The sequence below is a fragment of the Pedobacter polysacchareus genome (genome assembly GCF_019802255.1).
Classification (GTDB): Bacteria; Bacteroidota; Bacteroidia; order Sphingobacteriales; family Sphingobacteriaceae; genus Pedobacter; species Pedobacter polysacchareus.
In genome coordinates, this window is record NZ_JAHYSS010000002.1 from 693,763 (window position 1) to 719,937 (window position 26,175).

Annotated in this window: 22 protein-coding genes; 12 read left to right on the forward strand and 10 right to left on the reverse strand. The window is 41.5% G+C overall.

Annotated features, from left to right (window positions below; translation table 11 throughout):
• Positions 1 to 1,527, reverse strand: coding sequence for a choice-of-anchor I family protein (locus tag K7X70_RS06895; protein WP_222536347.1), 1,527 nt, complete (start codon positions 1,525 to 1,527; stop codon positions 1 to 3).
• Between the two features lie 215 nt (positions 1,528 to 1,742).
• Between K7X70_RS06895 and K7X70_RS06900 the strand changes: the two genes are divergently transcribed.
• Positions 1,743 to 3,677: an ATP-binding protein gene (locus K7X70_RS06900; protein ID WP_222536348.1), complete on the forward strand. Its 1,935-nt coding sequence runs from the start codon at positions 1,743 to 1,745 to the stop codon at positions 3,675 to 3,677.
• Between the two features lie 7 nt (positions 3,678 to 3,684).
• Here K7X70_RS06900 and K7X70_RS06905 read toward each other — a convergent pair whose 3' ends face one another.
• The 3 genes from K7X70_RS06905 to K7X70_RS06915 are packed head-to-tail and all read right to left on the reverse strand — an operon-like array spanning position 3,685 to position 6,408.
• Positions 3,685 to 4,269 (reverse strand): LutC/YkgG family protein, encoded by a 585-nt coding sequence (locus tag K7X70_RS06905; RefSeq protein WP_222536349.1) that lies wholly within the window; start codon positions 4,267 to 4,269, stop codon positions 3,685 to 3,687.
• A complete protein-coding gene (locus tag K7X70_RS06910) occupies positions 4,262 to 5,638 on the reverse strand; it encodes a LutB/LldF family L-lactate oxidation iron-sulfur protein (protein WP_222536350.1) in 1,377 nt (458 codons plus the stop codon). The genes K7X70_RS06905 and K7X70_RS06910 overlap by 8 nt, the downstream gene beginning before the upstream one ends.
• A 29-nt stretch (positions 5,639 to 5,667) precedes the next feature.
• Positions 5,668 to 6,408, reverse strand: a complete 741-nt coding sequence (locus K7X70_RS06915; protein ID WP_222536351.1) for a (Fe-S)-binding protein — start codon at positions 6,406 to 6,408, stop codon at positions 5,668 to 5,670.
• Between the two features lie 196 nt (positions 6,409 to 6,604).
• Between K7X70_RS06915 and K7X70_RS06920 the strand changes: the two genes are divergently transcribed.
• The 6 genes from K7X70_RS06920 to K7X70_RS06945 all read left to right on the forward strand — a co-directional run bounded on the left by K7X70_RS06920 (position 6,605) and on the right by K7X70_RS06945 (position 13,392).
• Positions 6,605 to 7,639: a LacI family DNA-binding transcriptional regulator gene (locus K7X70_RS06920; protein ID WP_222536352.1), complete on the forward strand. Its 1,035-nt coding sequence runs from the start codon at positions 6,605 to 6,607 to the stop codon at positions 7,637 to 7,639.
• An 84-nt stretch (positions 7,640 to 7,723) separates the two neighbouring features.
• Positions 7,724 to 8,920, forward strand: coding sequence for a glycoside hydrolase family 88 protein (locus tag K7X70_RS06925; protein WP_222536353.1), 1,197 nt, complete (start codon positions 7,724 to 7,726; stop codon positions 8,918 to 8,920).
• Positions 8,921 to 9,080: 160 nt separating this feature from the next.
• On the forward strand, positions 9,081 to 9,923 hold the full coding sequence (gene kduI / locus K7X70_RS06930) for a 5-dehydro-4-deoxy-D-glucuronate isomerase (protein WP_222536354.1): 843 nt from the start codon (positions 9,081 to 9,083) through the stop codon (positions 9,921 to 9,923).
• A 64-nt stretch (positions 9,924 to 9,987) separates the two neighbouring features.
• Positions 9,988 to 11,127, forward strand: coding sequence for a BT3233 family polysaccharide utilization protein (locus K7X70_RS06935; protein WP_222536355.1), 1,140 nt, complete (start codon positions 9,988 to 9,990; stop codon positions 11,125 to 11,127).
• 26 nt (positions 11,128 to 11,153) lie between these two features.
• Complete coding sequence (locus K7X70_RS06940) at positions 11,154 to 11,924, forward strand: SDR family NAD(P)-dependent oxidoreductase (protein ID WP_222536356.1); 771 nt, start codon at positions 11,154 to 11,156, stop codon at positions 11,922 to 11,924.
• 1 nt (position 11,925) lies between these two features.
• Positions 11,926 to 13,392 carry a sulfatase family protein gene (locus K7X70_RS06945; protein ID WP_222536357.1) on the forward strand — a complete coding sequence of 489 codons (1,467 nt, stop codon included), beginning with the start codon at positions 11,926 to 11,928 and terminating at the stop codon, positions 13,390 to 13,392.
• An 88-nt stretch (positions 13,393 to 13,480) separates the two neighbouring features.
• On the opposite strand, the gene K7X70_RS06950 is transcribed toward K7X70_RS06945, so the two are convergent.
• Both K7X70_RS06950 and K7X70_RS06955 read right to left on the reverse strand, forming a co-directional pair.
• Positions 13,481 to 15,331 (reverse strand): alpha-L-fucosidase, encoded by a 1,851-nt coding sequence (locus K7X70_RS06950; RefSeq protein WP_222536358.1) that lies wholly within the window; start codon positions 15,329 to 15,331, stop codon positions 13,481 to 13,483.
• A 124-nt stretch (positions 15,332 to 15,455) separates the two neighbouring features.
• On the reverse strand, positions 15,456 to 16,325 hold the full coding sequence (locus K7X70_RS06955) for an AraC family transcriptional regulator (RefSeq protein WP_222536359.1): 870 nt from the start codon (positions 16,323 to 16,325) through the stop codon (positions 15,456 to 15,458).
• A 221-nt stretch (positions 16,326 to 16,546) separates the two neighbouring features.
• Here K7X70_RS06955 and K7X70_RS06960 point away from each other — a divergent pair, with 221 nt between their 5' ends.
• From K7X70_RS06960 to K7X70_RS06980, 5 genes are all read left to right on the forward strand, one after another.
• A complete protein-coding gene (locus K7X70_RS06960) occupies positions 16,547 to 18,727 on the forward strand; it encodes a sulfatase-like hydrolase/transferase (protein WP_222536360.1) in 2,181 nt (726 codons plus the stop codon).
• Positions 18,728 to 18,963: 236 nt separating this feature from the next.
• Positions 18,964 to 19,530, forward strand: coding sequence for a UbiX family flavin prenyltransferase (locus K7X70_RS06965; protein WP_222536361.1), 567 nt, complete (start codon positions 18,964 to 18,966; stop codon positions 19,528 to 19,530).
• 54 nt (positions 19,531 to 19,584) lie between these two features.
• A complete protein-coding gene (gene mtaB, locus K7X70_RS06970) occupies positions 19,585 to 20,904 on the forward strand; it encodes a tRNA (N(6)-L-threonylcarbamoyladenosine(37)-C(2))-methylthiotransferase MtaB (protein ID WP_222536362.1) in 1,320 nt (439 codons plus the stop codon).
• A 32-nt stretch (positions 20,905 to 20,936) separates the two neighbouring features.
• Positions 20,937 to 22,091, forward strand: coding sequence for a prolipoprotein diacylglyceryl transferase (locus K7X70_RS06975; RefSeq protein WP_222536363.1), 1,155 nt, complete (start codon positions 20,937 to 20,939; stop codon positions 22,089 to 22,091).
• 10 nt (positions 22,092 to 22,101) lie between these two features.
• On the forward strand, positions 22,102 to 22,890 hold the full coding sequence (locus K7X70_RS06980) for an inositol monophosphatase family protein (protein ID WP_222536364.1): 789 nt from the start codon (positions 22,102 to 22,104) through the stop codon (positions 22,888 to 22,890).
• An 84-nt stretch (positions 22,891 to 22,974) separates the two neighbouring features.
• On the opposite strand, the gene K7X70_RS06985 is transcribed toward K7X70_RS06980, so the two are convergent.
• From K7X70_RS06985 to K7X70_RS07000, 4 genes are all read right to left on the reverse strand, one after another.
• Entirely contained in the window at positions 22,975 to 23,526 is a 552-nt protein-coding gene (locus K7X70_RS06985; RefSeq protein WP_062547486.1) for a NifU family protein, read from the reverse strand.
• Positions 23,527 to 23,603: 77 nt separating this feature from the next.
• Complete coding sequence (gene purB / locus K7X70_RS06990) at positions 23,604 to 24,950, reverse strand: adenylosuccinate lyase (RefSeq protein ID WP_222536365.1); 1,347 nt, start codon at positions 24,948 to 24,950, stop codon at positions 23,604 to 23,606.
• A gap of 139 nt (positions 24,951 to 25,089) precedes the next feature.
• A complete protein-coding gene (locus K7X70_RS06995) occupies positions 25,090 to 25,413 on the reverse strand; it encodes a hypothetical protein (RefSeq protein WP_255606953.1) in 324 nt (107 codons plus the stop codon).
• Between the two features lie 340 nt (positions 25,414 to 25,753).
• A complete protein-coding gene (locus K7X70_RS07000; protein WP_062547488.1) occupies positions 25,754 to 25,969 on the reverse strand; it encodes a hypothetical protein in 216 nt (71 codons plus the stop codon).
• Positions 25,970 to 26,175 lie beyond the last annotated feature (206 nt).

Sequence of the window (26,175 nt, forward strand, 5' to 3'; positions counted from 1 at the left end):
TTATAAAGTTTTAGGGGAATATACTTTGATTTGTCCATCGCCTTCACTGCTCAGCAGCAACAGGCTTTTTTTGGTCGGGCTATTTTTAGCGGCAATGAAAAGTACACCTTCAGGTGCATCCCCGGTTTTTAGCAGTTGAAGAAAGACAGGTTTTGAAGGACTGCTCACATCATATACTGCCACTGCATCCGCTCTTTCCATCCCCACAAATGCGATTTTCTTGCTGCCCACACTGCCAATTGCAATGCCTTCCGGCTCCACACTTTTATCGTCACTTCTGGTTTCGTCATAAAAACCTGCTGCAATGGTTTTTACGTCCAGTTCATTTTTACTGTCGTACACCTGCACTCCGCTGTTACCATTCCATGCGCTGAAAGATCTGGCGCCAAAAGAATACAGTTCGTCATAATCGCCATCCCCATCGGTATCGCCTAAGGTGGTCGTGATATTTAACCTGCCTAGCTGCTCATCTTTTTTCAGCAAACTGGCGTTAGGAAAGGCTGTCGGATCTAAAACAATGCTTTTGTCTTTGATTCGCTGTATCTCAGAAAAGCCGCCATACTCTCTGGCATCGCCTTCATTAGCGGTAAACAGGTAAGGTATTCCTCCAGATTCTACGAGGCCAATGGCATCAGGAAGGTACATGCCTTTCACTTTCCATTTTCCCAAAACGGTAGCATTGTCTTTATCGCTGGGATCAATTTCATTACCATCCAGGTTATAATCTTTAAAACCTAAAGGGAAAATATCGGTAATCGTCTTGCTGTCAATATTGATTTTGGCAATGGCATTATTTTCCTGTAAGGTCACCCAGGCTGTTTTTGAATCTTCAGAAACGGTGATGTATTCCGGTTCAATCCCTTTCAGGAAATCATTCCCAGGTCCAAATACGCGGAAACCTTTACTCATTAATGCGGCCTTCTGACCGGTAAATGCAGAGAAGTCAATGGTGTTTACGGCATAATTATTAGCCACTGAGATGATCGAAACTGTACCTGCCGGGTCGATGGTATAGGCATCATTAGGTTCTCCTTCATTGGCAGTTAAAATGTATTTGCCATCGGGTGTGAAGGTCACCATATCTGGTAAAGCACCAACGCTGACCACCTTAATCTCTGTATAGTCGCTGGTTTTGAAAACGACAACTTTCCCATTTTCCTGTTTATTGGTAGATTCTATCGCTGCGGCAAGCTTTCCGTCATGCACACTCACACTGTTTACCAATCCGCCATAAGCGGCCACAGGAATGCTACCAATGCTTTTCATGGCAGTAGGATCTTTAAAATCGATGACTTCAATTCTATTGTTGCCCTCAGTATTGTTCACTACAAACAAGCGATTGGTGCTCGGATCGAAAGCCGTAATTTCTGCCGCTCCTGCTCCTCCGACAGTATAACTACCGATTTCGGCAAAAGTACCGGCATCTTCATTAACGATCAGTTCGGGTATTTCTTCTGTTGCGGTATCCGCTTTTTTACAGCCCAGGGCTGCAACTAACAATAAACCAAATAGTAATTTTTTATTCATATCAAGCGTTCGTTGGTGATAGATTTCCTCAAAGGTATCCGCTGGATATAAGCAGGCTTTATATTTTACGTTATGATATTGTTAACCGTTTCATCTTGTAATACTCTGTTTTTGAGTGTAATTTTTAAAACTTAATCTCCGGGTTTTACGTTATCAAAATAATTTAAAAGCTTTATGTTCATTAATGGTAAATCCTTGATTAAATTTAGATAGATATGAACAATGCGCTTACTATTGATTCTGGCGATTGTTTCTACACAGGGACAGATTTTCAAAACTTCTTTAAAGTATCTTCACAGTCGGTGGTTTTCAAAGCAAACGCTCCTGATTTTACCATTTTAGCGGTAAGCGATCAATTTGTAGACCTTGTTTTAAAACCCCGTAAAGCCTTATTAGGTCAAAAATTCTTTGATGTTTTTCCGGCGAAGGCAAAAAATAATCACAGCAGAGTACTTGCTTTTAAAGCGTTGGAAGAGATGTTGCTGATCAAGAAAAGAGTAGATCTTCCAATTTATATATATGATGTGTATTCCAGTGAAACCGGTAAAATGGAGCCTTTATATTGGTCGAATTCCAATCAGCCAGTACTGGATGGGGATGGCAATGTAGCTTACATCATCAATACAACGGCCAATGTAACGGCACAGGTCATGCTGAAAGAAATGGCCAGCAACTCCGCAGAAAAACTGCTGGAAGAACAGCGGGAGCGTTTACATAAGATGTTTATGAAAGCGCCGATTGGTATGGCACTTTATACGAAAGATCATTTTGTGATAGAATATGCCAATGAGGCAATTTGTAAGATGTGGGGGAAAGGAGGGCCTTTAGAAGTGATGGGGCAGTCTATTTTTGAGTTGCTGCCTTCTATGCTGGATTTCGGTTACCAGGAAATTTTTGAACGTGTCATTTCCAGTGCTGAGTCTTACCAGGTCAGGGAATCGCCAGTTAAATTTGAGCGTGATGGCGTATTGGAGATTTTCTATTTTGACCTGAACCTGGAACCGGTTTTTGGGAAAGGACAGGAAGTCACCGGTTTGTTATCCGTGGTTAATAATGTGACAGGAAAGGTACTCGCCAGGAAAACAATTGAAAATGCGGAAGAGCGACTTCGCCTGGCTTCAGAAGCTACAGGGATTGCGAGCTGGGACCTGGATCTCCAAACTAAAGAGATCATTTATTCTCCGAGTCTGGCAGATTTATTCGGGATGCCAGGGAAAACCGATCTTAGTTTTACTGAGCTTCGGGCAATCATTCATCCTGAGGATAAAATGATCGTGGAGCAGGCTTTTGAAAATGCATTGCTTTCCGGAAAATATAATTATCAGGCCAGAATAGCCAGGCCAGATCACATTATTTATTGGATCAAAGTGATCGGGAAGGTGATTTTTAATGACCAGGGCATACCGGTGAGGATGCTAGGGACGGTGATGGACATCACAGAAAGCAAACAGGAAGAACTGCAGAAAAACGACTTTATTGCCATTGCCAGCCATGAGCTCAAAACACCTTTAACCTCTTTAAAAGCTTACGCACAATTGTTGAAATCCAGTAAGGCTGCTACCGACCCCGGATTTGTAAAAAGTGTAGGTGTGAGAATTGAAGGGCAGATCAATAAAATGACTAAACTGATCTATAGCTTCCTGGACTTATCAAAGATTGAAACCAATAAGACCGAGCTGACAAAAGAATTGTTCGATGTCAATGAACTGATTAAAGAAGTGATCAACGATTACTTATTTCAGGAAAAAAACCATCCTATTGTATTTGATGCAATAACATTGCCCATGATTTATGCCGATAAACATAAAATAACACAGGTGATTGATAATCTGGTAAGCAATGCCATTAAATATTCGCCGAAAGGAGGGGAGGTCATCGTAACTGCGTTACTGCAAAATGAAGAAGTATTGGTTTCCGTGGAAGACCATGGTATTGGAATCGATAATAATCACCTGCATAAAATCTTTGACCGATTCTATAGAATTGATGATTTCCAAGTGAAAAATGCCTCAGGTTTTGGGATCGGATTGTACCTCTGCGCTGATATTATCGCACGCCATAATGGAGAAATCGGACTGGAAAGTGAGCCTGGCAAAGGAAGTAGGTTCTTTTTCACCCTGCCAGTTGATGCTCCTTCAAAAATCCAATAGGAATAGGTTATGCCATAACAAATACGGTCATGTTTTTTGGACCATGGGCACCAAGTACCAATGACTGCTCAATATCGGCGGTTTTTGAAGGACCGGCGATGAAAGCACCAAAGCCATAATGGGCATTTGAAATTTGCTGATAAGCTTCCTGCATATTGGATAAAATATCTTTTTTGTGAACCACTACAACGAGCTGCTGGCAAATAAAAGGGATCACCCGTTGTCCCATAAGCGATTCTGTTACCCAAAGTGCTGCATTTTCTGCTACCCCAAAATGGGCTTTAATAATGGCCACATCTACGTCCTCATAACTGTGAGGAGGAAGGTCCTGCCAGTTTTTTTCAGTCAGTTCAGCCAACTCAGGAATAGTGGATATTACTCTTGGTAGGCCGCTAAACTGTGTTTTAATCAAGCCAATCAGTTCCTCATAGTCTTGAACAGGATACATCATCCCACCAATTCCATCTAATACGCTGCCAAACATGGCCAGAGGATCGGGGTACTGAACTAAACCCGTTAAATCTGGAGGTAAAACGGTTAAAGCAGGCTGGCTTTCTTTAACGCGTGCAAGGATCTGTGCTCTGCTACTCATTGTTGTTCTTTTTATACCATTCACGAAAAGACTGTTGGGGCGGTGCCGGCATATCACGCTGCGTATACCAGGCATTTAACTTATTATTCACTAAAAAAGGCATGTTTTTCATCACCCAACGACCCGATTTTCCAGCATTTCTATACACGGATGGATGGGAAAGGGTAAATTCCATCGCCTTCATGGCCATGGTCTTTTTAGGAGCTGCATAGCCTTCCTTTACGATGACTTGCCTCCATTTGTAAAGCTGTTCATGAATGTTGATTTTCACCGGACATACATTGGTGCAGGAGCCGCACAAGGTAGAGGCAAAAGGTAAATCTGCATACTGTTTCATGTTCAGGTTAGGCGCTAAAATCGCACCTATTGGGCCAGCAATAGCCGTATGATAACTATGGCCGCCACTTCTGCGGTACACCGGACAAGTATTCATACAGGCACCACAGCGGATACACTTTAGAGAGTTGCGAAAATCTGCTCTTCCCAGCTGCTGGGTACGCCCGTTATCTACCAGAATCAGGTGCATTTCCTGTCCTTTTCTAGGTGTTCGGAAATGACTGGAATAGGTGGTAATCGGCTGGCCGGTAGCACTTCTGGCTAAAAGCCTTAAAAAGACGCTCAGATTTGCCCTTTTTGGGATGATCTTTTCAATCCCCATACAGGCAATATGGACTTCAGAAAGGTGTGCGCCCATATCGGCATTGCCTTCATTGGTACAGACTACAAATTCGCCGGTTTCCGCAATGGCGAAATTGACACCGGTGATGGCCGCTCTTCTGGTAAGGAACTTCTCCCGAAGGTGTACCCTGGCCGCTGCGGTCAGTAATTGCGGGTCGGAAGCGCCTTTAGGAGTTCCTAAATGTTCATGGAACAATTCCCCGATTTCTTCTTTTTTCTTGTGGATACAAGGCAATACAATATGGCTTGGCGGTTCTTCGGCCAGCTGGACAATGCGCTCGCCAAGGTCGGTATCAATCACCTCCACTCCGTTTTGATGTAAATATTCATTCAGATGGCATTCTTCAGTCAGCATAGACTTACTTTTTACCATTCTGCTGATTTCTTTTGCTTTTAATATAGAAAGGACAATTTGATTGTGCTCCGCCGCATCGGCAGCCCAATGCACGATCACACCGTTCTTTTGTGCGTTACTTTCAAATTCGGAAAGGTAATCGTGGAGGTTAGACAATACATTGTCCTTAATCTGAGACGCGTTCTCTCTCAGCGCTTCCCATTCAGAAAGGGTATTTGCTGCTTTATCACGCTTCGCACGTACAAACCATAAGGTCTCATCATGCCAGTCTACACGGGCTTCATCCTGATTGAAAATATCAGCTAATGCGGCGTGGTCCTTGTTTCCTTTAATCATTTCTTAAATCTGCGTTAAAATTTACCGGATTATACTTCTTCTGCATTTAGGATTTCTGCAATGTGCAGCACTTTTACCTGGCTGTTCTGGCGGCGTAAAATACCTTCCATATGCATCAAACAAGACATGTCTGCTGCCGTGATGTACTGGGCACCATGGTTGAGGTGGTCTGCTACACGGTCTTTGCCCATTTTGACAGATACAGCTTCCTCTGCTACGCAGAAAGTTCCGCCAAATCCACAGCATTCGTCTGGACGGCTCAATTCTACCAGTTCCAGGTCTTTCACCATGTTTAGCAATTGTCGGGGTTTCGAAAATGGAGGAGCAACTAATTCTGTCATTTGTGACATCATCAAGCCCCTTTGTCCATGGCAGCTTTGATGCATACCTACTTTGTGCGGGAAACGTGCGGTTAGCTTTTCTACTTTTAGGATATCAGTCAGGAATTCCGTGAGCTCATATACTTTTTTACGAACACTGCTTGCCTTTTCCGCCTGTCCATCGCTATGTAAATGGTCTTTTATATGTAAAACGCAGCTTCCGGAAGGAGAAACGATATAGTCGAACGCTGCAAAGTTATCAATGAAAAGTTCGTTGCAGCCAGTTGTCAGGTGTTCAAATCCTGAATTTGCCATCGGCTGTCCACAGCAGGTTTGCTGCAAAGGATAGCTGACTTTAACACCTAACTTTTGAAGGAGTTTTAAAGTGGCAATTGCTGCATTTGGATAAAACTGGTCAATGTAGCAGGGAATGAAAAGGCCAACGGTCATAACAGAGAATTTAAGCTAAGAAAGCCGGAAGTTATCGCTTTTGATGGAATTTAGGGTGCTATCGGTAATTACGCTTAATATATTGCCAAAATCACGGAGGAGAACCACTTTCTGTAATTTTATGAAAACGTTTTCATTTTATAGAAGAAATGACTAGCTTGCCTAAGTTTAATTTACTGAAAATTCAGTTTTATAGATGAATAAGGATAAAAAACCGCAGCAAAATACCATTCTTGACATCGCGGAAGCGTTGAAACTTTCTCCGGCAACGATTTCAAGGGCGCTGAATAATCACCCCCATGTAAAGGAGAAAACGAAAAGCGATGTATTGAAAATGGCCGCGCAGCTGGGCTATAGAAGGAACCAGATGGCTTCGGGATTGAGGAGTAATAAAACGCATACCGTTGGACTCATTGTACCCCGAATTTCCATGTTTTTTCATGCCGAAGTGATCACTACCATTCAAAACGCATTGCATAAACACGGCTATAACCTGATCATTTGCCAGTCTAACGACTTGCTGAGCATGGAAGAAGAACTTGCAGATATCCTGTATGCCTCCAGAGTGGATGCAATGATCGTTGCCTGTACCTTACAAGCGACAGATTTCACTCATTTTGATAAACTGGTGAACAGTGGGATTCCCGTGATTTTCTACGATCGCGTGCCTCTCAATTCCTATCCGGCAACCTATATTAAAGGAGATGATTTTCGCGGGGGATACCTGGCCACTTCTCATTTGATAGAAACCGGAAGTGAGCGTATTGCTCATATTTCCGGAAAATTAATTTCTAATCTTTACCAGGATCGTACCGCAGGTTTCCTCAAAGCAATGGAACAACATCAGCTGCCAGTGCGTGAAGAATGGGTTTTTCATCAGGAACTTACCCATGAGAACGCTAAAGAAGCGATGGCCAAACTATTTTCAGGAGCGGTAGTTCCAGATGCTTTATTTACTGCAAATGACGTAACAGCGATTGCAGCGTTGGAATATGCGAAGGAAAATGGAATTCGCGTACCCCAGGACCTGAAGATTATCGGGTATTCAAATGATCCTAGAACCTCGATCATTACTCCAGCTTTATCTACGATAGAACAGTATCCTGCGAAGGTTGGACAAAAAATAGTAGAGGTATTAATTGATCAATTGAAAAATGGAGATCAGCGATTAGAGCTGGAGAAAAAGCCTTATGTGATTCCTGTGGATTTGATCAGAAGGATGTCTTCTTAGTAAAGAACCGATAAATAACAGTAGTACGGCCAATAAAAGCAACCTAATATATTAAATATAAATTTTGAACTAAACCAGTAGATTATGCGGAAGCTCGTAGTTTTTTTAAGTCTTTTAATGATAAACAGTATGGCGCTGTTCGCTCAGAATGCTCCGGCAAAAGAGGGAATGCGCCAGTTAATTGATGATCAGTTTAAATTTGCCGATCAGCAGTATAAAGTGCTCAGCAAAAATGTTCCGGCAGAGGTAATGCCTCAAACTTACAATGCCGAAAAAAACAAGGTACAAACCAGTGATACCAAATGGTGGTGCAGTGGCTTTTATCCAGGTACCTTATTTTATATCTATGAGTATACCAAAGATCCTGAAATCCTTGCTGAAGCTACTGCCAGACTAGGTATCCTGGAAAAAGAAAAGCACTACACCGGAAACCATGACCTTGGTTTTATGATGTATTGCAGCTTTGGTAATGCTTACCGCATCACTAAAAACCCTAGTTACAAAGCAACGATAGACACTTCAGCGGCTTCCCTGACTACGAGATATCACCCTGAGGCAAAAGTAATTCAGTCCTGGAATTCCAGCAAAAAATGGGGCGGGCCAGTAATTATCGACAACATGATGAACCTGGAATTGTTAAGCTGGGTATCAGACCATGGTGGGGATAAAAAATTTAAAGAAGTGGCGATTGCACATGCGAATACCACTTTAAAAAACCATTTCCGTCCGGATTTCAGCTCTTACCATGTGATAGATTATGACATGAAAACAGGTAAAGTGATGCACAAGCAAACGGCACAAGGCGCCGCAGATTCTTCTGCATGGAGCAGAGGCCAGAGCTGGGGACTGTACGGATACACCATGATGTACCGCTTTACTAAAGATAAACGTTACCTGGATCAAGCGAGGAACATTGCTAAATTCACTCTAAACCACCCTAATATGCCGAAAGACCTGGTTCCTTACTGGGATTTTGATGCACCAGGTATCCCAAATACTTATCGTGATGCTTCTGCAGCAGCTGTAAATGCTTCGGCATTATTAGAGCTGGCACAGTATGTCAATAAAAAAGAACGCAAAACTTATGTGGATGCCGCAGAAAAAATGATCCGTTCCCTGGCTTCTGATACTTATCGCGCCAAATTGGGAGAAAATGGTGGTTTTCTTTTGATGCATAGTGTAGGTTCTATTCCGCATAAAACGGAAATCGATGTGCCTTTAACGTATGCAGATTATTACTTCCTGGAAGCGCTGCACCGTTATAAAAACTGGTATTTATAAGCCATATCGCTTATAAATAAGCTTGATGATCAATAGGAAAGGGGCTTGACTCTATTTTTTAACTGACCATGATCATTTGGAATAGGAAAACAAAGAAATACTATAAAACCTGTCTGAAATTGAAGCAGGCAATATCAAACTGATTATTAAAAAGAATACAATGAAAACATATTTTGACAGTAGGTTCGCACTGAGCCCAAATGAAGGAAAACAATTAGATACTCAAGGATTACGTGATCATTTCCTGATGGAAAAGCTTTTTGAAGCAGATGCCATTCACTTGACCTTATCTCATTTCGACAGGTACATTGCCGGTGGTGTAATGCCCGTAAAAGAAACGGTGCTTTTGTCCAACCCAGAAAATCTAAAAGCCAATTATTTCCTGGAAAGAAGAGAGCTGGGCATCATCAACGTGGGTGGTAAGGGCAGTATCGTTGCCGATGGCATTACTTACGAATTGGCATATAAAGAAGCTTTATACCTGGGAAAAGGCACAAAAGAAGTGAGTTTCTCTTCTGCGGATGCGAATGCACCAGCTAAATTTTACATCAATTCTGCACCAGCACACCATACTTACCCTTCAAAGAAAGTTTCTAAAGCGGAAGCAGAAGTGGTAGAATTGGGTTCTCCGGCAACAGCCAACCACAGGGTGATCAATAAACTGATTGTAAACAGTGTATTGCCTACTTGTCAGCTGCAAATGGGCATGACAGAATTGAAAAGTGGTAGTGTTTGGAATACGATGCCAGCACATACCCACGACCGCAGGATGGAAGTTTACTTCTATTTTGAAGTGCCGGAAGGACAAAGTGTATGTCATTTCATGGGCCAGCCTCAGGAAACCAGACATATATGGATGCAGAATGAACAAGCCGTTATTTCACCAAACTGGTCAGTGCATTCCGGAGCGGGAACCAGCAATTATACCTTCATCTGGGGAATGGCAGGTGAAAACCTGGATTATGGCGATATGGACCATTGCGCTATTACTGAATTGAGATAAAAGAAAAACCAAAAGAACAGGCTGTGCTTAAATCCACAGCCTGTTTCTATAAACTGTATGAAACATGAAAAAGATTCTCCTGGCTTTATGGGTATGCGCCAGCTTACCCGCTGCGCTTAACGCGCAAACGAAGCATTTGAAGGCTACCATCAGCATTCAGAACACTTCCACGCAGAAAAGAACCGCTGCAGTGACCGCCATACCCTGGCAAAATGTACTTTCCAAATTTCCTGCAATAGATACGGCAAACTTTAAGGTGCTGAATGCAGCGCAAAAAGAAGTTCCTTTTCAATTGGAATATAAAGGATTAACCAGCCCGCAAAACCTACTGGTACAATTAGATGTGCCGGCAAATGGAACGGTTAAATTGACGATTGTTCCAGGAAAAGCAAAGAAACCAGTACAAAAAACTTTCGGTAGGTACATTCCTGAGCGTAAAGATGATTTTGCCTGGGAAAATGATAAAGTAGCTTTCCGTATGTACGGAAAAGCACTGGAAAGTACTCCTAAAGAAAATGCCTATGGCATCGATGTATGGGGAAAAAGAGTGACCAGAATGGTGTTGAACGAACGTTATAAAAGAGGTAAATACCATGAAGATCTTGGTGATGGCAACGATTATTACCATGTAGGCCTGACTTTAGGTGGTGGTGACATTGCCCCGATCTCCGGTGATAAAATCTATTATCCTTTAAATTACCGTACCTGGAAAATATTGGATCAAGGCGCATTGCGTTTCAGTTTTCAATTGAGTTATGAAAACTGGGATGTCGCTGGGAAATTAGTGAAAGTAACGAAAACGATCTCTCTGGATGCAGGTTCTCATTTGAATAGGGTAGCCGCAAACTATGAATATCCGGGCGGTGGTGATTTACCAGTGGTAGTCGGGATCATCAAAAGAGCAGAACCTGGTGCTTTATTGTTAAACGAGCGAAATGGCGTAATGGGCTATTGGGAGCCTAAACATGGCGAAGATGGCACGATGGGCATCGGTGTGATTTTATCAGATCCTAAACTGCAGATGAGGGTGACCAAGGAGCAGTTACTAGCAGAAACGACCGCTAAAAATGGGGAACCTGTAGTATACTACAATGGTGCAGCATGGGATAAAGCAGGAGAAATTACGACTGCAGAGGCCTGGTTTGCCTACCTGAACAATTTTAAACAATCATTAGAACAGCCTTTAAAGGTAACCGTTCAATAAGTCTTATTTTATAAAAACATCGTCAAATGTCGGTACTGAATTTATTTAATTTAAAAGGTAAAATAGCCCTGGTTACAGGCTGTAAACGTGGAATTGGAAAAGCAATGGCAGAAGCATTAGCAGAAGCAGGAGCAGATATCATTGGCGTATCCGCCAGTTTGGAATTGGAAAACTCCGCAGTGGAGCAATCGGTAAAAGCATTGGGCCGTAATTTCAGCGCCTACCAATGTGATTTTAATGACCGCAGTTCACTGAAAGCATTTATTGAAAAAGTGAAAGCAGCACACCCTGTTATTGATATTTTAGTGAATAATGCAGGAACAATTTTGAGAAAACCAATCGCCGAGCATCCAGATGAATATTGGGATGAAGTGATTGCAGTGAATCAAACTGCACCATTTATCCTGACCCGTGAGATCGGAAAAGAAATGATTTTGAGAGGATCAGGAAAAGTAATCTTTACCGCTTCTTTATTGACTTTCCAGGGTGGGATTACGGTTCCAGGTTATGCGGCCAGCAAAGGTGCCGTTGGACAGTTAACGAAAGCTTTTGCGAATGAATGGGCCAGCAAAGGGGTCAATGTGAATGCAATTGCACCGGGTTATATTTCCACAGACAATACCACTGCTTTAAGGGCAGATCAAGATAGAAGCCGCTCAATTATGGAACGTATTCCTGCAGGAAGATGGGGGGAAGCGGAAGACTTTAAAGGGCCAACCGTATTCCTGGCTTCCGAAGCGTCTAACTATATGCACGGTACAGTGATGACTGTTGATGGTGGATGGATGGGGAGGTAAAATGAAAAAATCTAATCTATTCCGGCTGCTCCTTTGGGGCAGCCCATTTTTATTGATCATCTCGCTGAATGCGAATGCCCAGCAAAAGAAAAATGACCGCCCAAATGTGATCATTATTAATATGGATGATATGGGTTATGGAGATACGGAACCTTATGGGATGACCGGTATTCCAACACCAAATTTCAATAGGGCAGCTTCCGAAGGGATGCGCCTCACACATTTCAATGCCGCACAAGCGGTATGCAGCCCCTCCAGGGCAGCACTCCTTACCGGATGTTACCCAAACAGGTTAAGCCTGGCCCATGCTTTAAGTCCGGAAGCAAAAATCGCATTAAATACATCTGAAGAAACCATTGCTTCCATCTTGAAAAAAGCAGGATACAAAACTGCGATGCTCGGAAAATGGCACCTAGGCTCAAAAGCACCATTTTTGCCTACCTATTTTGGCTTTGATAGTTTTTATGGCCTCCCTTATTCGCATGATATGTGGCCTGTTGGTTACGATGGAAAACCATTAGATTCCTCAAGCTACAGAGGGAAATACCCGAGACTGCCGATTTTAGACGGTGAAAAGGTGGTTGCTTATAATGATAACCTGGAAGATCAAGGGAAGTTAACCGGTACTTTCACTAAGAAAGCAGTCGAGTTTATTACGGACCATCAGAAAGATCCTTTCTTTTTATACCTGGCACAGCCGATGCCTCATGTGCCTTTAGCAGCTTCAAAAGCTTTCAGAGGAAAGAGTGAACTGGGCATTTTTGGCGATGTGATCATGGAGCTAGATTGGTCAATTGGAGAAATTATGAAAACACTGGACCGTTATAAATTATCGGAAAACACGATTTTGATCATTACCAGCGACAATGGGCCATGGCTCAATTTTGGCGACAATGCAGGTTCTTCCGGAGGCTTCCGCGAAGGAAAAGGAACCGCTTGGGATGGCGGAACGCGCGTTCCTTGTCTGATCAGGTGGCCTGGAAGCATTCCCGCAGGAAGCCTAAGCTCTCAATTGATGGTCAACATAGATCTTTTGCCTACGATTGCTGCCCTCACAAAAGCGAAATTGCCAGCGTTTAAAATTGATGGGATGGACTTTTCCGATGTGCTGACAGGTAAATCAAATAAAGGTCCGAGGGAAGTTTTTTACTACTATTATGATGTCAATAACCTGAAAGCAGTGCGGTATAAAAACTGGAAATTAGTGTTTCCACATAGTTCCAGGGCTTATTCTGGTAGTTTACCTGGGAAAGGCGGTTATCCTGGCCCGGCACCAGATGTAAAGGTGAAAATGGCTTTATATAACCTTTCTCATGACCCTGGGGAGCAATATGATGTTCAGGAGAATTATCCCGAAATTGTTAAGCAAATACAGATTTATGCAGAAGAAGCAAGGGTGGATCTTGGTGATGAGCTGACAAACAGAAAAGGCGCGAACAGAAGGCCTTCAGGAAAGGTATCTCCCTAAAAAATAACTGCTTTTAAAAGGTGACCATTCTGCTTTAAAAGTCCCCTGCACCAGGAAAAATATTTCGATGCAGGGGGCCTTTATTATTTTACAGGTTACTTTCTATGGCACCTACTTTTTCGCGGTATAAGTCTACTGGACCGTCTAACAACACGGCAATTACAGTTAGATTTTTATCCAGTCGGTCTTCAGGAACAGGAATGTAAACAATTCCAGGAACTGAACTCCAATATAATTTATTGTAGATTTCTGGTTCCATCATGGTTCCTTCTCCCACAATTCTGATTCTGCTGATCTTATTTTTGATGCCTTTTAAAGCAATCGGGCCTGTTGGTTTACCCTCTACAAATAGGAATAAGGTTTGCCTATCGGCAGATAAAGCACTCTTTCCCTGATAATGTCCTTCAGGAAGTCCTTTGGTGGTTTTGTACAAGCTTTCTGAATTTTTAGTGATCCAGTTGTAAAGGGCAGGAGATAAGGTTTTCTTTTCTGCTTCCATTCCCAATCCATCTACGGTTAGTTTTGTAGTTAAGAAAGGGTTATTCCCATCATGAATGGCACTGGCAATTTGTGAAATCTGTTCCTGATCATTGCTGTTTTTTTGAGGAGCTATTGCAGTAATTACCGCAGTTTTTTCTGCCAATCTGATCGGTTCATTGAATTGAATCGCAATCACAGTGACATCTTGATCTGCTGCGTTTTCAGGGATTTTTAAGGTCAGGTTATTGCCGTCTTTTTTATAGCTCAACAATTCAGTACTGCCCACAATTTTCGCCGACTTCACTTTGGAAAGTACCCCGTTTAAGTTGAATATTCCATCATTAGGTACCCAATCCGCATACAGATATAGGGTTTTCCTGTCTTTAGAAAGACTGGTTTTTCCATTGAAATGTTCCGCAGGAATTCCTGAGCGTGTACCGTAGATCGCTTCTCCATGTTTGCTGGTCCATCTGGCAAGACCTTTTAATACGGCTACTTGCTGCTGCGGAATTGTTCCATCAGCTTTAGGACCGATATCCAGCAGCAAATTTCCACCCATACTGATACAATCTACTAAGGTGCGTATGATCATGTTTGGTGATTTATACTTGTTGTCGTAAGGCTGATAACCCCAGGAATCATTAATCGTATAGCACAATTCCCAGTAATCTCCCGCTGGTTTTACCACTGGAATACCCTGTTCCGGGGTTTCATAATCACCATGGTGGTTCAGGCGTGAATTGATGATAATGTCTGAATTGTAACTGCGTAGGTTTTTAAGCACTTTTTGCGCCTGCCATTCTTCGCCATTGTGTTCCCAATCCCCATCAAACCAAATCAAATCCGGTTTGAAGTTCGCAGAAAGCTCATTGAGCTGCTGCTGGTAGTAGTTAAGAAAAGTATTCCATCTTTTAGGTGCTTCTTTCAATTGATACCTTTTATGTTCTCTGGTAAACACATCATAGTCGTTGTAACTCCAGTCCGGTAAAGAGAAATAAAGGCCGGTTTTTAATCCAGAAGCTTTTAATGCCTTCACAAAGGGACTAATCAAGTCTTTTTTTGCGGCGCTATGTTTAATAGTAGTGGTGGCATTTGGTGCTTTCGTGTCCCATAAAGAAACGCCGTCATGGTGTTTTGTGGTGATGACCGAATATTTGGCACCACTTTCTTTAATCAGCTTTACCCATTCTTCAGGTTGATATTTGGAGGCATTAAAGCCATCCAATTGTTTCATATAATTATCGTGGTTGATGTAGTTGTTGAAAAATGCCCAGGATTCTGAAATCCCATTTACCGAATAAACACCCCAATGGATAAATATTCCAAGTTTGGCATCGGTAAACCATTCCATTTTTTTGGTGTTGGCAGCAGTTTTTTCTTTTGATCTGTTCTCCTGTGCATTGCTGGCTGTTAAAGACAGACCAAGAAATAAGGCAGACAGTAAGGTCTTTTTGTTCATAGAATTGATTGGTTTCTTTTGTTTTTGCGTGTTAAGCGTGTGATAATTTGTGGTTGTTTAATGTATTACTGGTGCTGTTTTTTACCTTTTTAATCTTCAGCTGTGACTGATGCAGATCAGAGTTTTATTTCTGCAGATAAGATTTCTGATAATTTAACGGACTCTTTCCGGTAATGATTTTAAAGTGTTTGTGAAAGCTGGCAAAGTTGTGAAATCCACTTTCATAGCAGATCTGCTTTACATTCATGCTGTCCTCAATCAGCAATTTGCAAGCATGACCCACTCTGATTTCAGAGATAAACTGGGTGTAAGTTTTTCGCGTTCTTGACTTAAAGTACCGGCAAAATGAATTCGGACTGATGTTGGCCACAGCAGCCATTTCTTCCATCTGGATTTTTCTTTTGAAGTTTGCCAGTGAATAATTGTAAATCGCGTTGATGCGGTCGTTTTCAATCTCCTCGAAATCATGTCGGAAGCCAATCGAAGATAGTAATTCATGCTGCGAGCAGTTTTCAATGGCCAGCAATGCCTCCATTAAAAGAATAATCCGCTTGGATCCTTCAGAGAGTAAAATGGATTCAATGATCTCCCCGATTACTTTTTTCGCTTTGTCTGAAATTTGAATTCCTCGCTGTGCTTTCTCGAGAATTAGCTTTAAGGCCTTGTTTTCCGGTAGGTTTAAGAAATGATTTCCCCAGAAGTTTTCACAGAAATGAACCACAACAACGTCTGCATTTTCCTGTTCATCTGCTAAGAAATAGCTGTCGTCGAATCTCCAGTAATGGGGGAGGTGTGCACCGATCAATACCACGTCTCCAGATCTGAAACGCTTGATACTGTCGCCAATAAATTGGGTGCCATTTCCTTTCTTAAAATAGATCAATTCCACTTCTGCATGGTAATGCCAGCGGTTGTTGATGTAAGGGACTTTGTCTCTCCTTGCACTAAATGAATTCACAAGGTTGTTTGAAACTTTGAGTAATTGTGGCTTCATAAAATTTGGTTAGGTCAGGCTAAATTTATAAAAATCTTTCATAAATACCTTGTAATATCAACAATACACAAATTAACGCCAATATTGCTGAATGGCCTGAGCTGATAAAGCAGGGTCAAACATCAGGTATAACGAACTCAGGATAATTAGTTTAGAATAAACCATATTTCATAAAAACTGATAACTTTGGTTTTAAACACACAACAACAACCTGAACCAACATGATGAAAAGAACCTGGAGGACCACAATAATGGTCTTTATGCTTCCTATTGCAGTTATTCCAACAAGCGTTAAAGCTCAGAATCAACAAAAAAAAGAAAAACAGTTAAACCTAGCAATGCGTGGCAACCCGCAAAGAAGAGTAGCTTCACAAAAGGTTGAGCCTTCAAAAAAGTCTGCTGCGCCAAATATCATTTTTATTTTAACGGACGACATGGGTTACGGAGATCTTGGTGTTTTCTTTCAAAACCAACGTAAAGATCATAAAAACCTGCCTTACCAATTGACGCCTAATCTGGACCAGATGGCTGCTTCCGGAGCGAAATTCACAAACCAATATAGCAATGCCCCCGTATGTGCACCTTCTCGTGCCTCTTTTATGACGGGCATGAATCAGGGAAATGCGAGTGTCAGAGACAATCAGTTTGATAAGCAAATTGAAAATAACCATACTATAGCCAATATGCTGAAAAGTGCAGGATATGCCACCGCTGCAATAGGTAAATGGGGCTTGCAAGGAGAAACAAAAGAGGAGCCGAACTGGCCTGCTCATCCTTCAAAACGAGGATTCGATCAGTTCTTTGGTTATATGAGACATGCAGACGGACACGAGCATTATCCTTTTGAAGGCCTTTACAGAGGTAAAAAAGAAGTGTATGACAACTATACCAATGTGGCTGCCGACCTAAGTAAAAGCTATACGACAGATTTATGGACCGCTTATGCGAAGAAATGGATCGTAGCACATGAGCAGGGTAAATCAGCAAAACAACCCTTTTTTATGTTTCTGGCCTATGATGCGCCACATGCGGTTTTAGAATTGCCAACTCAGGCTTACCCTGCAGGTGCTGGATTAAAAGGAGGTGTACAGTGGACAGGGAAAAAGGGGGCGATGATCAACACTGCCTCTGGTGAAATTGATACCTATGTGCATCCCGATTATGCAAACGCGACTTATGATGATGATCAAAACCTGAATACTCCTGAAAAGCCCTGGCCAGATACATATAAGCGTTATGCTACTGCCAACCGAAGAATTGATGATGCGATCGGCGATGTGATACAACTTTTAAAAGACCTGAAGATCGATGAAAATACACTGGTGGTTTTCAGTTCTGATAATGGTCCTTCTATAGAATCTTACCTACCAAAAGGGTATGTACCCAACAGCCCTGAGTTTTTTGGAAGTTTCGGTCCTTTTGATGGAATCAAAAGAGACGTTTGGGAAGGTGGATTGAGAATGCCTGTATTGGCGCGCTGGCCTTCAAAGATTAATCCCGGGCAAACCATTGCCTTACCTAGTATGCTATCTGACTGGATGCCTACTTTTGCCGAAGCTGCCAATATCCCTGCGCCAGCAAGGTTAGATGGCATTTCGTTGCTGCCAACCTTAATAGGGAAGGGCAAACAGGAGCAAGGACAGGTATATATAGAATATACAGAAGGAGGAAATACGCCGGATTTCAAAGAATTTGAAGCCAGCAGAAGGGGCAGGAAACGCAACCAGATGCAAATGATCCGTATTGGAGATCTGGCCGGCGTACGCTATAACATCAAATCTGCTGATGATGATTTCGAAATCTATGATGTGGTCAAAGACCCAAAAGAAAAGACTAATCTAGGTGGAGATGTGGCTTATCGCAGTCTGCAGGAAAAAATGAAGGCGAAAGTTTTACAAGGCAGAAAGGTAGATGCCGAAGCCCCTCGTCCTTATGATACAGCGTTGATTCCAGGCTTAAATCCAATAGGAAATCTAACGGCAGGCATCAACTGGAAGTTCTTTAAAGGCGATTTCTCATGGGTGGTTACTGAAAAAGGAAGAATTCCATTGCAAAAAGGAACGACTACAAGCCTGGAAAATCATAAAACCCCTAAACTTTCTGGGATGATGTTGTATGAAGCTTGGTTTAAAGCGCCGAGAGACGGTGAGTATAGCTTCTCCTTAGCAAGTAATGGAAAAGCTTATCTGCGTTTGCATGAAGCGGAATTGCTGGATGCCGATTATGACTATTCGCCGAGAAAAGAAATCAGCACTACTGTAAAACTTAAAGCTGGATATCACCCAATCAAAATCTACGCTAAGCAAGAACAGGGAAAGGCAATATCGTTGCGCTTAAAGCAAAAAGAAGCTGGAGCTAACTGGCAGGATATGAGTGATAAAGATCTTTTTATCGTAAAATAACTGGCTTCAATCATTTCTAAAGAAGATTATGCCATAAAAAAGTGAGTTTAAACTTTCATTTAACCAAAAAGTTAATTACATTTGAGCTTACCCTTTCGAGGGTATGTTTTTCATAGGTAGATGTAGGGTCGGAAATTTATTTCCGATCCTTTTTTTTTACGTCGGTTTTTGGTTGTTTTTCCATCTACACTCATTCCATACATCGTATTTGTTTTAACTTTATCTTTGCAGCTGCTATGGATAAGAAGAAAATCATTGTTGCCATTACCGGAGCCAGCGGCTCCATCTACGCGAAACTACTGCTTGATAATTTAATGTCCCTTTCTGATCAGATCGAGACGGTCGCTGTAGTGATGTCCGACAATGCGAAGGAAGTATGGCGCTTTGAACTCGGCAACGAAGACTACGATCGCTACCCTTACAAATTCTATCCGAAAATGGACTTCAATGCGCCTTTCGCTTCGGGTTCCGCAAAATTTGACACTATGATTATCATTCCATGTTCGATGGGAACCCTTGGCAGAATCGCTCATGGCATCTCCAACGACCTCATCAGCAGAGCAGCCGATGTAGTCTTAAAAGAACGCAGGAAATTGATCGCTGTAGTGCGTGATACGCCTTTCAGCCTCATTCACATCAATAATCTGAAAATTGTAACCGAAGCTGGCGGCATCATTTGTCCGGCAAGCCCCTCGTTTTATTCCCTGCCAAAAACCATCGAAGAGGTCGCACAAACGGTCGTTAGCCGGGTCATCGACCTTGCCGGTCTTCGTCAGGATAGTTACCGCTGGAATGAGGAATAATCTCAGCTAAAACCTTATCTTTGCGCATTCTCAAAGAAATTTTATAAGGGCTAAATGAAGAAGGTTGCATTTTATACACTAGGTTGTAAGTTAAATTTTTCAGAAACTTCAACAATAGGAAGGTTATTTACCGATGCCGGATACGCGGTGGTGGATTTTACAGCTGGGGCGGATGTATATGTAATCAATACCTGCTCTGTAACGGAGCATGCGGATAAGAAATGCCGCAAGGTAGTTAAAGAGGCCCTGAAATATGCTCCGAATGCTTATGTGACGATTGTAGGATGTTATGCACAGCTGAAACCAGTAGAAATTGCCGAAATTGAAGGCGTGGATATGGTATTGGGTGCTGCAGAGAAATTCCGTATTGTAGAATATATCTCTGATCTGACGAAACTACCAAAGGCCGTTATTCATCAGCAAAACATAGAAAAAGTAAACCATAATTTTATTGCGGCTTATTCGATAGGGGACAGAACGCGTACTTTCCTGAAAGTTCAGGACGGCTGTGATTATCCTTGTACTTATTGTACCATTCCTTTGGCACGTGGCGGCAGTCGGAGTGATACCATCGAAAACGTAGTCAACAGAGCCACACAAATCGCGGAAAGCGGTGTGAAAGAAATCGTGCTTACCGGTGTAAACCTGGGCGATTTCGGGATCAGAGATGGCCAGAGAGAAGATAAATTCTTCGACCTGGTAAAAGCCCTGGATGAAGTAGAGGGAATCGAAAGAATCCGCATCTCTTCCATCGAACCCAACCTGCTCAGCAATGAGATCATTGAATTTGTAGCTACTTCAAAAAGATTTGTACCCCATTTCCATATTCCATTACAATCTGGTTCTAACAAGATCCTGGGGTTAATGAAAAGACGTTACCAAAGAGAACTATATACTGAACGCGTAGCCAAAATTAAAGCATTAATTCCAAATTGCTGTATCGGTGTAGATGTGATTGTAGGTTTTCCTGGAGAAACGCATGAAGATTTTCTGGATACCTATCAGTTCCTGAATGAATTGGATGTTTCTTACTTACACGTATTTACTTATTCTGAACGCGAGCAAACTGCTGCGGCAGAAATGAAAGGGGTGGTAGCGGGAAGTACCAGAGCCGACCGCAGTAAAATGCTCCACATCTTATCGGATAAAAAACGCAGAGCTTTCTATCAATCACAGATTGGTACCGTAGGCGAAGTGCTTTTTGAAGACGATCAGAAAGATGGTTTCATGCATGGTTTCACTAAAAACTATGTGAAAGTAAAAGCAAAATACGACCCGGTGATGGTGAATGAGATTAAAAGAGTGAAATTGCTTGAACTTACTGCTGATGGTGAGGTAGAAGTTGCAGAAAGCGAAGAAGTTTTAGCTCATTAATCTTATATTCGCATAAAAACCTTTCTAAAAGTATGTTTCCAACTGTATCCCATTTTATAGAATATCTTTTCGGTGTTCAGATACCCCTTCCTTTCAATACCTTCGGTGTTTTTGTAGCTTTAGCTTTCATTGCAGGTTACTGGGCATTTACAGAAGAATTTAAACGTAAAGAAGCCTTGGGGATCATCCATCCGATCAAGAAATACATTACTGTAGGAAAACCTGCTACTACCTTAGAACTATTCTATAACGGTGTTTTTGGCTTCCTGATTGGATATAAACTGGTTTACGCATTATTGAATTATAAGCTGTTTGTGAGCGATGCCCAAACGGTATTGCTATCTACAAAAGGCAGTATTTTAGGCGGTCTGTTCTTTGCAGGCCTATTCGCCTACTGGGATCATAAAGAGAAAAACAGGGTTAAATTACCGGCACCAAAAACGGTAGAAGTGATCCAGCATCCTTATGAGCTGATGGGCAATATGATTGTCTGGGCAGCCGTATGGGGATTCCTTGGCGCGAAAATATTTGATAACCTGGAGCATTGGGATACGTTTGTACAAGACCCAATTGGTGGATTGCTATCTTTCAGTGGATTGACCTTTTATGGCGGCTTGATTTGCGGTGGTGCTGCGGTATTATATATTGCTAAAAAGAACAATATTAAGGTCTTGCACATGCTTGACATTGGTGGTCCGGGAATGATGCTGGCTTATGCAGTTGGTCGTATCGGCTGCCAGATGTCGGGAGATGGAGATTGGGGAATTGACAACCTGAATCCTAAACCAGTAAGCTGGCTGCCAGATTGGTTATGGGCCTATACTTATCCTAATAACGTGGCAAATGAAGGGATTCCAATCCCTGGCTGTGTGGGTAAATTCTGCCATGAACTGGCCAATCCGGTATATCCAACCCCAATTTATGAGGTGATCGTTTGCTTTATCTTATTCTTAATCCTTTGGAAAGTCCGCACCAGAATTAAAGTTCCTGGTATGATGTTTGGAATTTACCTGATGTTGAATGGCCTGGAAAGATTTTTTGTCGAATTGATCCGTGTCAATACCAAATACGATGTAGCTGGCATCCGCTTTACTCAGGCAGAATTGATTTCCAGCATATTATTTCTATCCGGTTTACTGCTGGTTCTGTATTCTGTGAAGAATAAAGAAAAGCTTGCGAACTATTAAAATTTAAGATTTGAATTACGAATTACTTTGTTCTAAAGTTGTAGCTATAGCCCGTTTAACCGGCAATTTTATCCGCAAGGAGTCTATGAATTTTGACGCGAATGCGGTAGAAATTAAAGGTTTGAACGACCTGGTCTCTTATGTCGATAAAAATGCCGAAAAGCAATTGGTTAGGAATCTGGTAAAATTGATTCCAGAGGCGGGCTTTATCACAGAGGAGGAGACCATGAATACTACTGGTTCAGTTTTCAACTGGATTATCGACCCTTTAGACGGGACCACAAACTTTATCCATGGCTTGCCAACGTATGCGATCAGCATTGCGCTTTATGAGGATGGACAGCCGGTAATTGGTGTCGTTTATGAAATCAATAGGGGAGAGATGTTTTCTACTTACAAAGGCGGGGCTGCTTACCTGAACAACAAGGAAATATCGGTATCTAGACGTACTGCTTTAAGCGAAACGCTGATAGGAACCGGTTTTCCATACTATCAGTTCGACAAACAGGAGGCCTATATGCAATTGTTATCAGAAATGATGCGCAGCTGTCATGGTTTAAGAAGGATTGGTTCAGCGGCTACTGATTTAGCTTATGTGGCTTGCGGTAGGTTTGATGGCTTTTTTGAATACAACCTGAATTCCTGGGATGTTGCTGCAGGTGCTTACCTGGTGCAGCAGGCAGGAGGGAATATCCTTAATTTCTCTGGCGGTACCGAGTATATTCAGCAGCGTGAGATCCTGGCAACGAATGGCCATATTGATGGAGAGTTGCTGGCGATTATGGACCGATACTTCTAACACAGGATCATTTTAAAAATACTTATATAGAAAAAGGCCTTGATTTTATCAATCAAGGCCTTTTCTCGTATATGCTTTTAGGGCTTATAAAGCTTCAGATACTACTTCTTTCACTTCAGGAACCATACGCTGTAATAAATTCTGGATACCAGATTTTAACGTAATGGTAGAAGATGGACATCCACTGCATGAACCTCTAAGCTCTACAGTAACCACACCTTCGTCAAATGATTTATAGCTGATTGCACCACCATCCTGCTCTACTGCCGGACGAACGTAGTCGTGCAGGATTTGCTGGATTTTGATTTCGATATCCGTTCCAGTGAATGCTGGAGCAGCTTCGTCAGTTTCTTCTTTGATTTTATATTCTGATTCTACTGCACCTTTTACGAATTCTTTCAGGATTGGCTCAATATCAGCCCATTCTGCATCTTCCGTCTTGGTAATGGTGACAAAGTTACTCGCAAAAAAAACGCCGTTTACAAAGTTGAACTTGAACAGTTCCTTTGCAAAAGGAGATAGCTCAGCACTCTCTTTAGTCGCAAAATCTTCACTGCCGTTGATCAATAATTTATTGACCATGAATTTCATGGTGGCAGGGTTAGGGGTTTGTTCTGTATATACGTTGATCGTCATTGTCTTTTTTTCTTACAAAAATAAATAATTCAAAGCTGCAAATTACGGTATCGATGTCTGTTTTAGGTCATTAATTCCTAGAAGACACCTGTGTAGTTAAATGGGGTAATTTTCTTTAATTCTGCTTTTATCGTGTCGTTTACCGCTAAACCATCAATAAAGGTGGCCATCGTGTCTGCTGTGATCTTTTGATTGGTGCGTGTCAGGTCTTTTAAAGCCTCGTAAGGGTTCGGGTAAGCCTCTCTTCTCAACACGGTTTGAATCGCTTCTGCAACCACTGCCCAGTTGTTTTCCAGGTCAGCTGCAATCGCATCATTGTTCAGGATGATTTTGTTTAAACCTTTAAGCGTAGAAACCATGGCAATTACGGTATGTGCCATAGGAACACCTACATTTCTCAATACTGTAGAATCGGTCAAGTCTCTTTGTAAACGGGAGATGGGTAATTTTGCAGCTAAGAATTCGAATAAAGCATTTGCCAATCCTGCATTTCCTTCTGCATTTTCAAAATCAATCGGGTTTACTTTATGCGGCATGGCCGATGAACCTACTTCTCCTTCTTTAATTCTTTGTTTGAAGTAGTTTTTAGAGATGTATGCCCAGATGTCACGATCAAGATCGATAATGATGTTATTGATGCGTTTCAAAGCATCACATTGTGCTGCAAACTGATCGTAATGTTCAATCTGTGTAGTATGCTGTGCACGTGTTAATCCCAATACTTCGTTCACGAAGTGGTTAGAAAAATCTACCCAGTTTACATTTGGATAAGCAATGTGGTGTGCGTTGAAATTACCTGTAGCACCGCCAAATTTTGCGCTGTTAGGGATGTTTTTTAAGTTGTTTAACTGAATTTCTAAACGTTCTGCAAATACCAGGAATTCTTTACCCAATTTAGTAGGTGAAGCAGGTTGTCCATGCGTAAATGCCAATAATGGAACATCTTTCCACTCTGTGGCCAGTTCTTTAATCTTGCTGATTAAATTGCTGATATTAGGATAATATACTTCGTTTAAGGCCAGCTTAAAGGTGTAAGGAATTGCAGTGTTGTTGATGTCCTGAGAAGTCAATCCAAAATGGATGAATTCTTTGTAATCCTGGAAGCCTAAATCGTCAAATTGTTTTTTGATGAAATACTCAACCGCCTTCACATCATGGTTGGTTACTTTCTCCGTGTCTTTAATTTCCTGCGCATGTACATCTGAGAATTGCTCATGAATCAGACGCAGTTTACTATAATTGGATTTATCAAATTTCGCTAATCCAGGTAGTCCGATTTCACATAGTGAAATGAAATACTCTACTTCCACATATACCCTGTATTTAATTAAGGCAGATTCAGAAAAGTACTTAGACAGGCTTTCAGTTGTATTTCTATAACGGCCATCTATTGGAGATATAGCTTGTAATGGTGATAAATTCATGGATATTAAGATTGTTTATAGCCGCGAAGTTACGTATTATTAGCCGTTTTTGGGAATGGAAGGCGCGCTAATTGAAGTTCAGGGCACAAAAAAAGGCTTTGGAATAGTCCAAAGCCTTTTTTTGTGGAGTTAATTAAAACTAGTGAGCAGCTGGTTTAGCAACTTCAGTAGTAGTTTTAACAACTGTATCTTTTACTGTAGAATCAACAACGTTAGTATCAACTGTAGTTACAACAGCACCTGAGTCAGTTAATGTAGTGTCAGTTGATTCACCTTTTTTCTCTGATGAACAAGCTGCTACTGATAAAGTGATTGCTAATGCTGCGAAACCTAATTTAAATGCGTTTTTCATTATATTTTGTTTAAATGTTAAATAATCAATTTTGTAGATTAATACCCTATATCCGAAAAGGTAACCCAGGTAATCCAATTTATTTTTATTTTTTTCAAATTTATTTTTCAAGGCCTGGAATCAGGGAGAAAGTGGGCATTTATTGGTTTCGGATGCAGAAAAGGAAAGCTCGGGAAGAGACCTGAATTTTTATAGGGGCTGGGAGAGGTTCGGATAGGGGCTGGGTAGCAGAGACTAACCTAACCCTAGTGAACCCTAACCGACCCCCTTCCGATAGCTATTATAAGGCCCTTCTCTTCCCGAACCCTTCCCGAACACTACCTGGTCTTTTTATCCTGAAAATGAATGGAGGGTTTGGGGATTTCTGCGGAATATAGCGGCAGTAAAAATATAAATGCAACAAAAAAGGTGCTGGATTTCTCCAGCACCTTTTTTGATTAGCCTTTTGAGCTTATTTTTTAGTTACAGTGTCAGTAGCAACAGTAGTAGTTTTTACAGTAGTATCTTTTACTGTAGAATCAACAACGTTAGTATCAACTGTAGTAACAACAGCACCTGAATCAGTTAATGTAGTATCAGTTGATTCACCTTTTTTTTCTGATGAACAAGCTGCTACTGATAAAGTGATTGCTAAAGCTGCAAAGCCTAATTTAAATGCGTTTTTCATTATAAGTCTATTTTAAATAATTAATTAATTTTGCAGATTAATACCTGAAAGATTAAAAGGTAACCCGCTCAATCCAAAAAAAAATAAAATATTTTTATTTGACGAATTTGGATCTTCAGACGTTATGTTAAGGTATTAGGGAAAGATCAGAAAAAAGTATTTTTTTTTGGTTAACATTGGGTTACCATTCACGTATAAATGTATTA